The following is a 14,876-nucleotide window of genomic DNA, read 5'->3' on the forward strand; positions in this document are numbered from 1 at the left end:
TTACCCTTGAACAATGTTTTTAATCCAGTTAACCGCCTCAACACTGCCATCAAAGGTGACGGCGTCAAAGCGAAATTCTGTTTGTGTACTTTTCACCCCGTGGCACTGCATCCAGCGCTCTGCCGCGAGAATTAAACGCTTTTGCTTAGCTGCGGTAATACTGGCCGCTGCGCCACCAAAACCACGTCCGCGGCGAAAACGAACCTCAACAAACACCAAGCAGGTGCCGTCTTGCATCACCAGATCGATTTCCCCGCGGCGACTGTGCGCGTTTTTATCTAAAACACGGAGCCCATGACGAGCGAGGTATTGGCAAGCTTGTGCTTCGTAAGCCTGCCCTGTTGCCCTAGTCGGCGAACCTGTCACTGCCCGTCCTGTCTCGTTTGGTGGTTAACCGGCTCGATGTCTGTTTTACCAAAGCGCGCCCAGTCTAGTTGTCGATGAATAACACAGTGCTCAGCGAGTGAGAGCTGACCGGTCTGGCCGCTAAACTGATAACCGGGCTGTGCCTGCATCTGTGGCAACCCTTTTAGTAAGCCGTATGCGTCCATCCCAAGCGCGTGTAAACGTGTGGTGTTATTGCTCGGCGATGGGTGGCGCTGTTGGTAACGCTGGTACGCTGCGCTTTGCGGGCTAATAAGCAGCGGAATATCACTAAACTCTATGCCTTGTAGTTCGGCTAGTTGTCCCATGCCGTCTGCACGGTTGTTGCTGCGCGAGCTCGCGTACAGCTTGGGTGGCTGGACATCTGGGTTGATTGCGACTTCGATAAATGGCTTGAGCAAGGTGAGCTCAGCGGCGCCGGCGACCATATAAACCGCATCAATGTCACGCCGACTGCGCGCTTGCGATTGCAAAGGCAAGTCGGTGAGCTGTTTCATTTGGGCGATTCGGCGCTGGCTCGCGTCTAAGCCGAAAATATCACGGATGCGTGCTTGCATCTTATCACGATCACCCAGCGGTGCGCGCTCTACGTCTGTATCCGTCAATGATTGCCAGCGCGCGGAGAACGCATCACGCATCCGCTGACCAAAGGCAGAATCAGGATAGAGCACCAGTGGGAATTGATACCCTTGCTGGTTCAAGCGATCAGCCGCTTGCGCCGCTTCTTGTTCGGGCGACAAGGTAAAATAGCATACCCCTTGCTGATAGTTGTCATCCGTGGGTTCATTCAATGCTAACAAAGGCACTTGCCCAGCAATGGCGTTGCTGACGGCGGCGACTTTATGTTTTTGCAGCGGCCCAACCACAAAATCAACGCCGTCATGGGTAATGCGTTGGGTGAGCGTTTTAACGTCTAGGGCGTTGGTGTCGTAAAAACGGACTTCAGGGCGTTGCTCGCTATCAGCATCTAGCATGGCTTCGACAAAACCATCGCGAATCGCATCCCCTTGCTCGGAGAATTTGTCGGTCAATGGCAGCATCACACCAACATGGGTGGGTTGGGTGATGGTCAACGCTTGGATATCGGCCAAGTTATCAGGGAGATATTGGTTTGCTGGATGCGCAGGATGCGATGCTAAATACGCATCCAGTTGGTTTTGCATCTCAGCCACATCGCCGGTGTAACGGCGAGCGATATCAAGTAAATCAACCCAGCCGGCGAGAATGTCATCGTCGCTGCTTTGCAACTGTTTGATTTCACTTTGACTCAGTAGCTGTAAATCTTGCCACAAGGTATTCCATGCCTGCTGCGCGTCATCGGCGTTGGCATAATTCGCTAATTGGTACTGGTTTTTTACCGCGTCGAGCGTCTGATCTTGCTGGCGGGCAATCTTGGCCTTTTGCTGGTAAAAGCGGACATACTGATTGTCGTTAAGTTGCCAGTCAGGTGAAAGCGCCAGCACCTGATTGGCGTCGGCAAGTTGGCCGGTTTGTGCGTAAAAGCGCGCCCGAGCCAGTGTCCACTCAATACGCTGCTCGGTATTGAGTTGGCGTTCTGACAAGCGCTGCAATAGCACGTCCGCTTGGTTAAACTGCTGCTCGTTAATCAGCGCTTTGATCGCCAGTAGATACCAGTCGTTTTGCTTCTCGCCTTGGCTGGTTTCCGCTTGCAACAGGTAAAATGTCGAGTTCTCTGTTGCTGGCTGACTGATGACATCACGCGCGGTTGGCGTGGTGGACGGCGCACTACATGCAGCCAGCGCTAACGCTAGGGCTACAGGGGTGATAAGTCGTGTTACACTTTGACGCTTCTGGGTAAGTTTAACCATGAACATGTTTCAACCGTGACAACGTTGCCCCTATCTTAATCGCCGAAGGGTTGTTAAACAAATGACTGATGCAAATCTATCCGACCATGCTCACCCCACGCTGTATATTGTGCCGACACCGATAGGCAACTTGGCGGATATTACCCAGCGTGCTCTCGATGTATTAGCCAGCGTGGATCTGGTTGCCGCCGAAGATACACGGCATACCGCACGATTGCTTTCGCATTTTTCTATTAATGCCAAAACGTTTGCCTTACATGAGCATAATGAACAGCAAAAAGCGGCAGCGTTATTAGCGCGTTTACAACAAGGTCAGTCGGTCGCATTAGTCTCGGACGCGGGGACACCACTGATTAGCGACCCAGGCTACCACCTTGTCACGCAGTGCCGTGAAGCTGGCGTGAGAGTGGTGCCTTTACCTGGCGCTTGCGCGGTGGTCACCGCATTAAGTGCCTCTGGTTTGCCTTCAGACCGCTTTAGTTTTGAAGGGTTCCTGCCCCCGAAAACAAAAGCACGTCAAGATACGTTCCGCGCGTTGGCCGATGACCCTCGGACCTTGATTTTCTATGAATCGCCGCACCGGATTCGCGATAGTTTGGCGGATATGCGTGAAGTGCTGGGTGAGGCGCGCCGCGTGGTATTGGCACGTGAGTTGACCAAAACCTTTGAGACCATTCATGGGGCGCCATTGGGCGAACTGATTGAGTGGTTAAACGAAGATGCCAATCGGCTTCGCGGTGAAATGGTGTTACTGGTCGCGGGCCACCGCGCCGATAAAAACGCCTTGCCGTCAGCAGCTTGTCACGCGCTGAGTTTGTTAGCAGCTGAGTTACCACTCAAAAAAGCCGCGGCATTGGTGGCGGAATTGTATTCGGTTAAAAAGAACGCACTCTATAAATGGGGCCTAGAGAATTTGTAGCTGAGCGTGATTTACCCTGGCTTGCGTGGGTATTCTTCTATATACTCCCCCGCTCGAGTTGGCCGGGTAACCGCTGCTTTATTGATGTCCCACGGGAGACTGATGAAGGGGAGGAAAGTCCGGGCTCCGCAGGGCAGGGTGCCAGGTAACGCCTGGGAGGCGCGAGCCTACGACCAGTGCAGCAGAGAGTAGACCGCCGATGGCTTTTCGGAGCACAGGTAAGGGTGAAAGGGTGCGGTAAGAGCGCACCGCGCGACTGGCAACAGTTCGTGGCACGGTAAACTCCACCCGGAGCAAGACCAAATAGGTCCCTATTGGCGCGGCCCGCGTTTGGGGACGGGTAGGTTGCTGGAGCCTGTGAGCAATTGCAGGCCTAGACGAATGGTTACCACCGTTTTTACGGTACAGAACCCGGCTTACAGGCCAACTCACCTCATTATCGGGCGAGCCTTTTGGGCTCGCCCTCTCTTTTTCAGCGTTTGAGTCAGACGATTTGGTTATAACCTCATGTAGCAGATTGGCTAACTCAAGGATTAACCCGCTGAAATATCTCTTTAATCTCCCTAAGTGTGATCCTTGTCACTGTCATGGCTTGCTTGACTTTCTTTTTACCTGCTACGTACACTTCTGGGTGGGAAAATGTGGTGTAAAGTGGATAATCTTGGTGAAAAAGGGAAAATAGCGCCATGCTACGCGGCGTCAGTGCCATATCGGTCGACAAGAAAGGGCGGCTTGCCCTACCCACTCGCTATCGCGATGGCTTAATTAACCATTGTGACGGCCAGTTTGTGTGCACGATCGATCACCAGCTCCCTTGTTTGGCCTTGTATCCCGTCCCGGAGTGGGAAGTGATAGAAGATAAGCTTGCACAGCTATCGAGCTTTCAGCCAGCAGAACGGCGTTTACAGCGGTTGCTACTCGGTCATGCGTTTGATTGTGAGATGGATAGCCAAGGGCGACTCTTGCTGTCCGCGGCGTTGCGTCAATATGCGGGGCTTGAGGGCAAAGCGATGCTGGTGGGCCAACTCAACAAGTTTGAGATTTGGGATGAGCAAACATGGCAGGCACAAATTCGCCAGGATATGGACACACAGGCGGAATCAACCCCGATGATCAGTGAGCGGTTAGCAGACCTCTCTCTGTAAATAATGAAGTGAACTTATGTCAGAACAATATACCCATGTTTCCGTCCTATTGAACGAATCGGTAGACGGCCTTGCGATAAAGCCAGACGGCATTTATGTCGATGGTACCTTTGGTCGCGGCGGTCACTCCCGTCATATTTTGTCTCAACTGGGTGAGAACGGGCGCTTATACGCCATTGATCGCGACCCTCGTGCGATTGAAGAAGCCAACACCATCGACGATCCCCGCTTTCATATTATCCATGGGCCGTTTTCTGACATTGAAACTTACTTAAGTGAACGTGGCTTGAGTGAAAAAGTCGATGGGATCTTGCTCGATCTTGGCGTGTCGTCTCCGCAGTTGGATGATCCTAGCCGCGGATTCAGCTTTATGCATGACGGCCCTTTGGATATGCGCATGGATCCGAGTTCTGGTCAGTCAGCGGCGCAGTGGTTAGAAACTGCCAGCCCAGATGACATTGCTTGGGTGTTAAAAGTGTTTGGCGAAGAGCGCTTTGCTCGCCGGATTGCCAATGCGATTGTCCGCCATCGCGAGGACGAGGAGGCGCCAGCGCTGTCTACGACCAACCAACTGGCCAAGTTGATTGATAATGCGGTGCCGTTTCGAGAAAAGAAAAAACACCCGGCGACGCGCAGTTTCCAAGCGATCCGCATTTATATCAACAGCGAGCTCGATGAGATTGAGCAAGCGCTGCAAGGCGCGTTGGCAAGCCTCGCCCCCGGTGGCCGTTTGTCTGTGATCAGCTTTCACTCGTTAGAAGATCGGATGGTGAAGCGCTTTATTCGCAAACAAAGCAAAGGTCCAGACGTGCCTAAAGGGGTGCCTTTAACCGAAGCACAAATTGCCGAGATGGGCTCAGCCGCGATGAAACCGATTGGTAAGGCGGTTAAGCCCTCTGCGAAAGAGGTTGAACACAATGCGCGTGCGCGTAGCTCGGTGTTACGCGTGGCGGAGAAATTAGGGTAAATCATGGAGCCGCGCCCCAGCCTCGCCAAACAAATTCGTCAGGACGTGCTGGCCATCGGTAAGTTGCCGTTGGGTTTGTTGGTCGCGGTGCTGATATCAGCGATCGCTGTGGTGTCAATGACGCAATCGACGCGCAGTTTGATTGCCAAACAAGATGCACTGCTTGAGCAGCGCGAAACGCTTGAAGTGGAGTGGCGAAATCAGTTGCTGGAAGAAAATGCGTTGTCTGAGCACAGCCATGTTGAGTCGGTCGCGCGTGAGGATTTTGGCATGATTCGACCAACCAGTGATAACGAAGTGATCGTAAAACGGTCTTTGAGTAATAGCCGGTGAAAAAACGTTCTAGTAAGCCAGCCAATCGCCGTACGCCAAAAGCGCCACCTGTGCTCATCCAGTGGCGCTTTGGCCTTATTTGCGTGTTTATTGCGTTTGCCTTAGTGGCGTTGGTGGCGCGTGCGGCGTATATCCAAGTGATTGAGCCAGACAGGCTGCGTCATGAAGGGGATTTACGCTCAGTGCGCGTGGAGCAGGTGCATTCCGCGCGTGGGATGATTGAAGACCGCCAAGGTGAGCCGTTGGCGGTCAGTGTCCCCGTGCAAGCGGTGTGGGCCGATCCGGTGACTGTGTTTAAACACCAAGGGCTGAACAACGTTGAGCGCTGGTATGCGCTGGCCGACGTGCTGGGTCTAGACCGCCAGGCGTTGATTGACAAGATTCAAGCGAACCGCAAGCGGCGTTTTATTTATTTACAGCGTCAAGTGCGTCCAGCAATGGCCGCGTATGTAAACAAGCTCGACTTGCCCGGAGTGGGACTGAAAGCCGAGTCTCGCCGTTTTTATCCTAGTGCGGAGGTGAGTGCCCACTTAGTGGGAATGACGGGGATTGATGGCCATGGCCTGGAAGGCATTGAACGCCGGTTTGACGACTGGTTGGCCGGTGAGCATGGCAAACGTACCGTGCGTAAAGACAGATTTGGTCGTGTGGTTGAACATATTGCCACTGAAGACAAAAAAGAAGGCCAATCACTCACGCTCAGTATCGACCAGCGTTTGCAAGCCATTGCCTACCGGGCGATTAAGCAAGCGGTGGCCGACTATCGCGCCACGTCTGGCTCGTTGGTGATGGTGGATGTGAAAACCGGCGAAGTGATGGCGATGGTTAACGCCCCCTCTTATAACCCTAATAATCGTAGCTCGCTGAAAAGTTTTAATATGCGCAACCGCGCGATCACTGACGTGTTTGAGCCTGGATCAACCATGAAGCCCTTTGTGGTGCTTACCGCGTTGGAAAACGGTGTCGCGGATATGGACACCGTAATTGATACCGGCAATGGCATCATGCAAATCGGCGGAAGCCGCGTGCGGGATGTGTCCAAAGTGGGTAAAGCCAATCTCGCGCGGATCCTCAAAAAGTCGAGCAACATTGGTGTGAGTAAGCTGTCCTTAGCGATGCCAGTGGAGACCCTGTTGGGCGAGTACGGCAGCTTTGGCTTGGGAGCCAGTACCGGTGTCGAGCTTGTGGGTGAGTCGGTGGGCCATTTTCCTTCTCGTCGTCGTTGGTCCGATTTTGAACGAGCCACCTTGGCCTTTGGTTATGGCCTGTCGGTGACCCCGACGCAGCTTGCACGCGCTTACGCTACCCTCGGCGCCTTGGGTATCAATCGACCGCTGAGTATTTTAAAGCGTGAAGGGGTGACCGAAGGCAAGCAGGTTGCGTCGCGTGAGAACGTTTATAAAGTGCTGCAAATGTTAGAAGGCGTGACGCAAGAGGGCGGAAGTGCGCGCCGTGCTGCGGTGGACGGTTACCGAGTCGGGGCGAAAACCGGTACGGCCAAAGTGGCAGTAGCGGGCGGTTATGGCGATGAGTATATCGGCTATACCGCGGGCCTTGCGCCGATCAGCAACCCAAGGCTGGCGATGGTGGTGGTGATCAACGAGCCACAAGGTGACAAGTATTACGGTGGCCAAGTGGCGGCGCCGGTGTTTTCGGATGTGATGAAAAGTGCGCTCCAGATCTTAAACATTGCGCCGGACGCGGGCACAGGCCCCGGGCTGCAAGTGGCAAAATATGCAAGTGAAGTGAACCGGAATGAATGATTTAAACCAATGGCTGAGCCCGTGGCTGGCGGATGTGCCCAGCCTCTCGGTCCAGCAAATGACATTAGACAGTCGCCAAGTCGGTGCCGGTGATGTATTTGTGGCGGTTCAAGGTCACCAGGTTGACGGTCGCCAGTTTATTCAAGCAGCGATTGAGGCAGGCGCGGCGGCCGTGGTGCAACAAGGTGAAAACGACCAGATAGCCTGGCGCGATCAGGTGCCAGTGATCAGCTTGCGCGCGTTACCTCATGCCCTCTCGGCGATGGCGGCGCGCTTTTATCAGGATCCTCAGCAACACCTCGGGTTGATTGGTGTCACCGGAACCAACGGCAAAACCACGGTGTCGCAACTGATTGCCCAATGGCTAGACGCTTTAGATCAACGCACAGCCGTGATGGGCACCACGGGAAACGGCTTTATTGGCGCGCTTAAAGCCGCTGACAACACCACAGGGGACGCGATTAGCATTCAAGCCCAATTAGCCGATTTCGTTGAGCAAGGTGCCCGGCATGTGGCGATGGAAGTGTCATCGCACGGCTTGGTGCAAGGGCGCGTGGCCAGCCTTGCCTTTGATGCCGCGGTGTTTACAAATTTAAGTCATGATCACCTTGATTATCACGGCACCCTCGACGCCTACGCCGAGGCGAAAAAGCAACTGTTTGAGTTAGGCTCGCCACTTAAAGTCATCAATGCGGATGATACGGTGGGTCGCACTTGGCTCAAGCAATGGCCAGACGCTATCGCTGTCGCCATGACCTCCTCCTCATTAGATGGACATGCAGGCCCGTTTGTACGCGCAACCTCGGTCGCCTATGCCAGTGACGGTGTGCGGGTACAGGTCGACTCATCGTGGGGGCAAGGCGAAATCCAAGCGGCATTAGTGGGAGATTTTAATGTCAGCAATTTGCTGGTGAGCTTGGCCACCTTATTGGGGCTGGGCTATCCGTTAGCGCCGTTATTGGCCGTGAGCCCGCAGCTGCAAGCTGTCACAGGGCGGATGGAGGTTTTTCTCGCCGCTGACAAACCGACAGTCGTGGTTGATTATGCTCACACGCCCGATGCGCTGGAGAAAGCGCTGCTTGCGTTGCGACGTCATTGTAAAGGCGCGCTGTGGTGCATATTTGGCTGTGGCGGAGACCGTGATACACGCAAGCGGCCGTTAATGGCCCGCCTCGCCGAACAGCATGCCGATCATACGGTGTTAACCAATGATAACCCTCGCAGCGAAGCGCCTGAAGCCATTACTCAAGACATGCTTGCGGGCATGGAGGCGCCAGAGCGCGCATGGGTAAAACATGATCGCGCCGACGCGGTGAGCCAGGTTATTCGCCAAGCGAAAGCCGAGGACATTGTTTTGGTCGCAGGCAAGGGCCATGAAGATTATCAAGTGTTGGCGCACGGCAAGGTGCACTATTCCGACCGAGAGACGGTGGCGGCGCAACTCAAGGAGTTATCATGATTCGGACCTCACTCGATACCCTCGCGCACGCGGTGAACGCGACGATTTTACAACGTGAGTTGATACCGGCGAGCCCGCAAGTTGATGCCATTACCACGGATACCCGCGAGCTTGGCGAAGGGGCGATGTTTGTTGCCCTGAAAGGGGAGCGCTTTGATGGCCATGACTTTGCGGCTCAAGCCAAAGAGGCCGGTGCGGCGGCGATAGTGGTCGATCGTCCGCTGGATGTAGCGATCCCTCAATTGCTGGTGGAGGACACGCGTATTGCCCTTGGCCAACTCGGGGCGTGGGTGAAAAGCCAGTGTCAGGTGTCCACCATTGCCATTACCGGCAGCTGCGGTAAAACCACCGTGAAGCAGATGTTGGCGGCGATCCTCGCGCAAAAAGGACCCACGTTAGCCACTGCGGGTAATTTCAATAATGATATCGGTGTGCCGCTGACCCTGTTTCGACTGACGCCAGAGCACCAGTATGCGGTGATTGAGCTGGGCGCGAATCATATTGGCGAAATCGCTTATACCACCGCGTTGGTTAAACCCGATATTGCCATGGTGACTAACTTGGCCGCAGCACATCTTGAGGGATTTGGCTCATTGGAAGGGGTGGCGATTGCCAAAGGAGAGATCTACCAAGGCTTACCAGAAGGTGGCATTGCTCTGGTCAATCAGCACAGCCACGGCGACGAAAAGTGGCAAGCGGTCTTGGCTGACAAGCAGGTGATCCCCGTCACTGACACTGAGGCGGCACCACTGAGGTTGCTAGATAGCACGCTCACTGATTCGGGCTGTTATCACATGACCTTGAGTGACGGCCAGATACAAAGAACCGTGACCTTGCCTCTGCCCGGATTGCACAATATTACCAATGCGCTGATGGCAGGCTGTGCGGCCATGCAATTACCAGGCGTGGCGTTGGACGATGTGGTGAGTGGCTTAGCGGCGATGGAAAATGCTGCGGGACGTACCCAGGTCACTGAGCCTCGACCAGGCTTGAGGTTGATTGATGACACCTACAACGCCAGTGTGCCGGCAATGAAATCCGCGATTGATGTGCTGGCCAGCTACCCAGGCGAAAAGTGGCTCATTGTGGGCGATATGGCTGAGCTTGGGCAATACAGTGAACAAATGCATCGTGAAGTGGGAGAGCATGCCGCGCAAGCGCAGTTACACCAAGTTTTCACGACTGGAAACGATAGCCGTGTGATCAGCGAATGCTGTGGCGGTAACCATTTTGATAGTAAAGAGGCGCTCATTGCGCATGTCGTAGCCATGATAAATACACAGACACCTAACACCATTCTTATTAAAGGCGCTCGCGGGATGGCGATGGAAGCCGTTGTTGCCGCCATCAAGGAGGCTTGCTAATGCTTTTATGGTTAGCGGAAGCGCTACAAAACCTTTTACCCTCGATGCGGTTGTTTGAATACCTGACGTTCCGAGCGATTGTGAGTGCATTAACCGCACTATTGTTCTCGCTATGGGCCGGGCCGCGTTTGATTAAACGCCTGCAATCGATGCAAATTGGCCAAGTGGTCCGTGAAGAAGGCCCTGAATCTCATTTTAGCAAGCGCGGTACACCGACCATGGGCGGGGTACTGATCGTCGCGGCCATCAGTCTGACGGTCTTTTTGTGGGCGGACTTGGCCAACCCATATGTATGGGCGGTGATGGTTGTCCTGCTTGGCTATGGCGCGGTGGGATTTGTTGATGATTACCGCAAAGTGGTACGCAAGAATACGGATGGGCTGGTCGCGCGCTGGAAGTATTTCTGGCAATCCGCCATTGCGTTAGGCGTGGCGTTTGCCCTCTATGCGCACGGCAAGGACACCGCAGCCACTCAGTTGGTGGTACCGTTTTTCAAAGATGTGATGCCGCAACTTGGCCTGTTCTATGTGGTCTTTACCTACTTTGTGATTGTGGGGACCAGCAATGCGGTGAACCTGACGGATGGCCTCGATGGGTTAGCGATTTTGCCCACCGTGATGGTCGCCGGTGGGTTTGCCTTTATTGCTTGGGCGACAGGGAATGTGAACTTTGCCAGCTACCTGCATATTCCGTATATCCAATACAGCAGTGAGCTGGTGGTTGTTTGCGCCGCGATTGTTGGGGCTGGCCTTGGCTTTTTGTGGTTCAACACTTACCCAGCTCAAGTGTTTATGGGGGATGTGGGCTCGCTGGCATTAGGCGGTGCGCTAGGCACGATTGCGGTACTGGTGCGTCAAGAGCTGTTGCTGATCATCATGGGCGGGGTGTTCGTGATGGAGACGGTGTCGGTGATCTTGCAGGTTGGCTCCTATAAATTGCGCGGCCAACGTATTTTCCGTATGGCACCGATTCATCATCATTATGAGCTAAAAGGCTGGCCGGAGCCGCGGGTAATCGTGCGCTTTTGGATCATTTCGTTGATGCTAGTGCTCATTGCACTGGCCACACTTAAGGTACGCTAATCATGCCAGCCGCGAGCCAGCGTTCATTAACCGAGTTTCATCATATCGTGGTGATGGGCTTGGGCGTGACCGGATTGTCAGTGGTGCGCTTTATTGCCCGCCATCATCCCAAGGCATGCATTCGCGTGATGGACTCTCGCACGCAGCCTCCGGGGCAAGACCAACTGCCGGATAACGTCGAGTTGCACACAGGCAGCTGGCAACCCACGTGGTTAGCGGACGCCGACTTGGTCGTCACTAACCCTGGGATATCGCTGCAGACACCCGCCTTGCTGCCAGTCCATGCAGCGGGCACCCCTGTTGTAGGGGATATTGAGTTGTTTGCTTGGTATTGCGACCAGCCCGTGGTGGCGATCACCGGCTCCAACGGCAAAAGTACTGTCACGGCACTAGTGGGCGAAATGGCTCGAGCGGCAGGTATGAATGTTGGCGTCGGCGGCAATATTGGTGTGGCGGCGTTAGACTTGCTCGACCGCGGTCACGCGCTGTATGTGTTGGAGTTGTCGAGCTTTCAACTCGAAACCACCGAGTCGCTGGTTCTAGATGGCGCGGCCTTTTTGAATTTCTCAGAAGATCACATGGATAGATACGACAGCTTGGCCGATTATCGTGCCGCCAAGTGCCGTATTTTCACCCATGCGACTACCCTGATTGCCAATGCCGATGATCCGCAAACACACGATGATCTGCAAACGCGCCATGCGCTGCAAACGAACAGCGCCTCCTCCATGCGTCTGTTTGGTTTCCACCAAGGCGATTATTGCCTTATCAGCCACCAAGGTGAAGCTTGGTTAGCGGCACACGGCCAGCCACTGCTTCCCGTCTCTTCACTGGGACTGGTGGGCCGTCATAACGTGGCGAATGGGCTGGCGGCCATGGCGCTGGCTGACAGTGTCGGCATTAGTCAGCAAGGGCAAAAAGCAGCACTCAGTACGTACGCTGGCCTCCCGCACCGTTGTCAAAAAGTCGCCGAGCATCAGGGCGTGCTATGGGTCAATGATTCAAAAGCCACCAATGTGGCCAGTACCCTGGCGGCGCTCGATGGTTTGGATCTCGACGGGCGGTTACACCTTTTGGTGGGTGGCGATGGTAAAGGCGCCGACTTTCGCGCTTTACAACCGGCGTTGGCGAAACTCTCGGTATCGCTTTATTGCTTTGGCAAGGATAAAGCCCAGTTAGCACAGCTCGATAAGCAGGCGCACTGTGTCGATACTCTGCAACAAGCGATGACGGCCGCTGCTAATCAAGTGACAGCCGGTGATATGGTGTTGTTATCGCCCGCCTGCTCGAGTCTGGATCAATTTGCTAATTTTGCTGCCCGTGGTGACGCTTTTATCGCGGGCGTAGAATCGATGATTGCGAGGCAGACATGACCGTGCGCAGACTTCCTCAATACTGCTGGCAGTGGCTTCGGACACCGTCTCCTGGCGTGTTATACGACCGCCAGTTAGTGTGGACGTCGTTGCTGTTGATGGTCATCGGGTTAGTCATGGTGACGTCGGCGTCTTTGCCTGTGGGGCTTAGGCTGGCGGATGCGCCTTTTTTGTTTGCCAAGCGTCATGCTTTTTATCTGACCGTCGCCATCGTCGCCGCAGTGGTAGTGATGTACATTCCCGTGCATTGGTGGCAGCGCTATAGCGGCTACATGTTATTGCTCTCGTCGCTATTGTTACTGGCGGTGCTTGCTGTGGGTCGGTCTGTCAATGGTGCCGCGCGCTGGATCTCTGTGGCTGGGATCAATATTCAGCCTGCGGAGATCGCCAAGTTATCCTTGTTTGTCTTTTTAGCCGGTTATCTGGTGCGTCGTCATGGTGAGGTGCGTGAGCATTTCCGCGGCTTTGCCAAACCGTTGGCTGTCTTGTTGCTGTTTGCGAGCTTGCTGTTGGCACAACCTGATTTAGGCTCGGTGGTGGTGATGTTTGTCACCACTGTGGGCATGTTGTTTATTGCAGGGGCCAAGCTGTGGCAGTTTATTGCGCTGCTGATCACCGGGTTGACCTTGGTAGGCGGCTTGATTGTCGCTGAGCCTTACCGAGTGCGCCGTGTCACTGCCTTTTTAGACCCATGGCAAGACCCGTTTGGCAGTGGTTATCAGCTAACCCAGTCTTTGATGGCATTTGGTCGCGGAGATTGGTTTGGACAAGGACTCGGTAACTCCATCCAAAAACTGGAATATCTGCCAGAAGCCCATACTGATTTCGTGTTTGCGGTGATTGCCGAAGAGCTTGGGTTGGTGGGCGTCAGCGTCATTTTGTGTTTGATTTTTTACTTGGTGTTTAAAGCCTTGTTTATTGGTAAGCGTTGCCTCGAGCAAAACCAACTATTTGGTGGCTTTCTTGCCTTCGGGATTGGGATCTGGTTTGCGTTCCAAACCATGGTCAATGTGGGGGCTGCTGCTGGTATGCTTCCGACTAAAGGCTTGACCTTGCCGTTGATCAGTTACGGGGGCTCCAGCTTGGTGATCATGGCGGTGGCCGTGGCGCTGTTATTGCGCATTGATCATGAATATCGCTTAGCCACATCGCAAGCACATCAAAGAAACCCTTATCAAGATAAAGACCCTAACAATGCGTAAAAAACGATTATTAGTGATGGCAGGTGGCACCGGTGGGCATGTTTTTCCGGGGCTCGCCGTCGCCAAGTATTTAGAGAAACAAGGCTGGGACGTTTGTTGGTTGGGCACTGCGGATCGTATGGAGGCCGATTTGGTGCCTAAATATGGCATCGAGATCGCATTTATTCGCGTTAAAGGCTTGATTGGTTCAGGGCTGATGCGCAAGCTACGAGCCCCTTGGATGATTGTCAGTGCGATTTGGCAAGCGCGACAAGTCATTAAACGGGTTAAACCGGATGCTGTGTTAGGCATGGGCGGTTATGTGAGTGGTCCAGGTGGCATTGCGGCGTGGTTAAGCGGTGTGCCCGTTATCTTACATGAACAAAATGCGGTCGCGGGGTTAACTAACCGCTGGTTGGCGAAGGTCGCCAAACAGGTGTTACAAGCGTTTCCTGGCGCATTCGATGGCAAGACAGTGGTGGGTAATCCGGTGCGCCGAGACGTGTGTGATATTCCGGCGCCTGAACACCGTTTGCATGAACGAGCAGGGCCGTTGCGGATTTTGGTGATGGGAGGCAGCCAAGGGGCGCGTATCCTTAACCAAACGGTCCCCGAGGCGGTCGCGCTCACCGAGCAAGCGGTGACGGTTCGCCACCAAGCAGGCAAGCATAACGCCGACCTGACACGGGATGCTTATCAGCAAACCGGTGTTAGCGATGTGGTTGTCAGCGAATTTATTGACGATGTTGCCGAGGCCTATGCGTGGGCCGATGTAGTGATTTGCCGCAGCGGGGCATTGACGGTGTCTGAGCTGGCGGCGGCTGGCGTTGGGGCGATTTTCGTCCCCTTTATGCATGCCGATAGGCAACAAGCACTCAACGGTGATTATTTAGTCGCCCGCGGTGCGGCTTTAATGATTGAACAGCCATCACTGACAGCAAGCACATTGGCTGAGACAATCAATCAGCTTGACCGTCCGCGCTTGTTAGCGATGGCGACGGCAGCGCGAGAGGCGGCCATTATTGATGCAGATGCCCGTGTCGCGGACGTCATCGTCACGCACGCCAACAAATAGAG

The 14,876-nt window shown here is 54.3% G+C and carries 13 protein-coding genes and 1 other RNA gene; 12 read left to right on the forward strand and 2 right to left on the reverse strand.

What is annotated here, in order from left to right:
- Together WN56_RS04895 and WN56_RS04900 are read right to left on the reverse strand one after the other, a co-directional pair.
- Positions 1 to 366: a YraN family protein gene (locus tag WN56_RS04895; protein ID WP_046073956.1), complete on the reverse strand. Its 366-nt coding sequence runs from the start codon at positions 364 to 366 to the stop codon at positions 1 to 3.
- Positions 363 to 2,213, reverse strand: a complete 1,851-nt coding sequence (locus WN56_RS04900) for a penicillin-binding protein activator (RefSeq protein ID WP_197075738.1) — start codon at positions 2,211 to 2,213, stop codon at positions 363 to 365. The genes WN56_RS04895 and WN56_RS04900 overlap by 4 nt, the downstream gene beginning before the upstream one ends.
- A 61-nt stretch (positions 2,214 to 2,274) precedes the next feature.
- On the opposite strand from WN56_RS04900, the gene rsmI reads away from it, so the two are divergent.
- The 12 genes from rsmI (at position 2,275) to murG (ending at position 14,874) form a co-directional block, all read left to right on the forward strand.
- Positions 2,275 to 3,132 (forward strand): 16S rRNA (cytidine(1402)-2'-O)-methyltransferase, encoded by an 858-nt coding sequence (rsmI, locus tag WN56_RS04905; RefSeq protein ID WP_046073958.1) that lies wholly within the window; start codon positions 2,275 to 2,277, stop codon positions 3,130 to 3,132.
- Positions 3,133 to 3,186: 54 nt separating this feature from the next.
- An RNA gene (gene rnpB, locus WN56_RS16530) (RNase P RNA component class A) lies at positions 3,187 to 3,567 on the forward strand.
- A 251-nt stretch (positions 3,568 to 3,818) separates the two neighbouring features.
- A complete protein-coding gene (mraZ, locus tag WN56_RS04910) occupies positions 3,819 to 4,277 on the forward strand; it encodes a division/cell wall cluster transcriptional repressor MraZ (protein WP_046073959.1) in 459 nt (152 codons plus the stop codon).
- Positions 4,278 to 4,293: 16 nt separating this feature from the next.
- Entirely contained in the window at positions 4,294 to 5,244 is a 951-nt protein-coding gene (gene rsmH, locus WN56_RS04915) for a 16S rRNA (cytosine(1402)-N(4))-methyltransferase RsmH (protein WP_046073960.1), read from the forward strand.
- 3 nt (positions 5,245 to 5,247) lie between these two features.
- Positions 5,248 to 5,577 (forward strand): cell division protein FtsL, encoded by a 330-nt coding sequence (gene ftsL, locus WN56_RS04920; protein ID WP_046073961.1) that lies wholly within the window; start codon positions 5,248 to 5,250, stop codon positions 5,575 to 5,577.
- Positions 5,574 to 7,340 carry a penicillin-binding transpeptidase domain-containing protein gene (locus tag WN56_RS04925; RefSeq protein WP_046073962.1) on the forward strand — a complete coding sequence of 589 codons (1,767 nt, stop codon included), beginning with the start codon at positions 5,574 to 5,576 and terminating at the stop codon, positions 7,338 to 7,340. The genes ftsL and WN56_RS04925 overlap by 4 nt, the downstream gene beginning before the upstream one ends.
- A complete protein-coding gene (murE, locus tag WN56_RS04930; protein WP_046073963.1) occupies positions 7,333 to 8,799 on the forward strand; it encodes a UDP-N-acetylmuramoyl-L-alanyl-D-glutamate--2,6-diaminopimelate ligase in 1,467 nt (488 codons plus the stop codon). The genes WN56_RS04925 and murE overlap by 8 nt, the downstream gene beginning before the upstream one ends.
- Complete coding sequence (gene murF, locus WN56_RS04935) at positions 8,796 to 10,163, forward strand: UDP-N-acetylmuramoyl-tripeptide--D-alanyl-D-alanine ligase (protein WP_046073964.1); 1,368 nt, start codon at positions 8,796 to 8,798, stop codon at positions 10,161 to 10,163. The genes murE and murF overlap by 4 nt, the downstream gene beginning before the upstream one ends.
- On the forward strand, positions 10,163 to 11,245 hold the full coding sequence (mraY, locus tag WN56_RS04940; protein WP_046073965.1) for a phospho-N-acetylmuramoyl-pentapeptide-transferase: 1,083 nt from the start codon (positions 10,163 to 10,165) through the stop codon (positions 11,243 to 11,245). Before murF ends, mraY begins: the two co-directional genes overlap by 1 nt.
- 2 nt (positions 11,246 to 11,247) lie before the next feature.
- Positions 11,248 to 12,618 carry a UDP-N-acetylmuramoyl-L-alanine--D-glutamate ligase gene (murD, locus tag WN56_RS04945; RefSeq protein WP_046073966.1) on the forward strand — a complete coding sequence of 457 codons (1,371 nt, stop codon included), beginning with the start codon at positions 11,248 to 11,250 and terminating at the stop codon, positions 12,616 to 12,618.
- Positions 12,615 to 13,820 carry a cell division protein FtsW gene (gene ftsW / locus WN56_RS04950; RefSeq protein ID WP_046073967.1) on the forward strand — a complete coding sequence of 402 codons (1,206 nt, stop codon included), beginning with the start codon at positions 12,615 to 12,617 and terminating at the stop codon, positions 13,818 to 13,820. The genes murD and ftsW overlap by 4 nt, the downstream gene beginning before the upstream one ends.
- Entirely contained in the window at positions 13,813 to 14,874 is a 1,062-nt protein-coding gene (murG, locus tag WN56_RS04955) for an undecaprenyldiphospho-muramoylpentapeptide beta-N-acetylglucosaminyltransferase (RefSeq protein WP_046073968.1), read from the forward strand. The genes ftsW and murG overlap by 8 nt, the downstream gene beginning before the upstream one ends.
- The last annotated feature ends 2 nt before the right edge of the window (positions 14,875 to 14,876 follow it).

It is taken from the genome of Salinivibrio sp. KP-1, assembly GCF_000968645.1.
In the GTDB taxonomy this organism is placed as follows: domain Bacteria; phylum Pseudomonadota; class Gammaproteobacteria; order Enterobacterales; family Vibrionaceae; genus Salinivibrio; species Salinivibrio siamensis.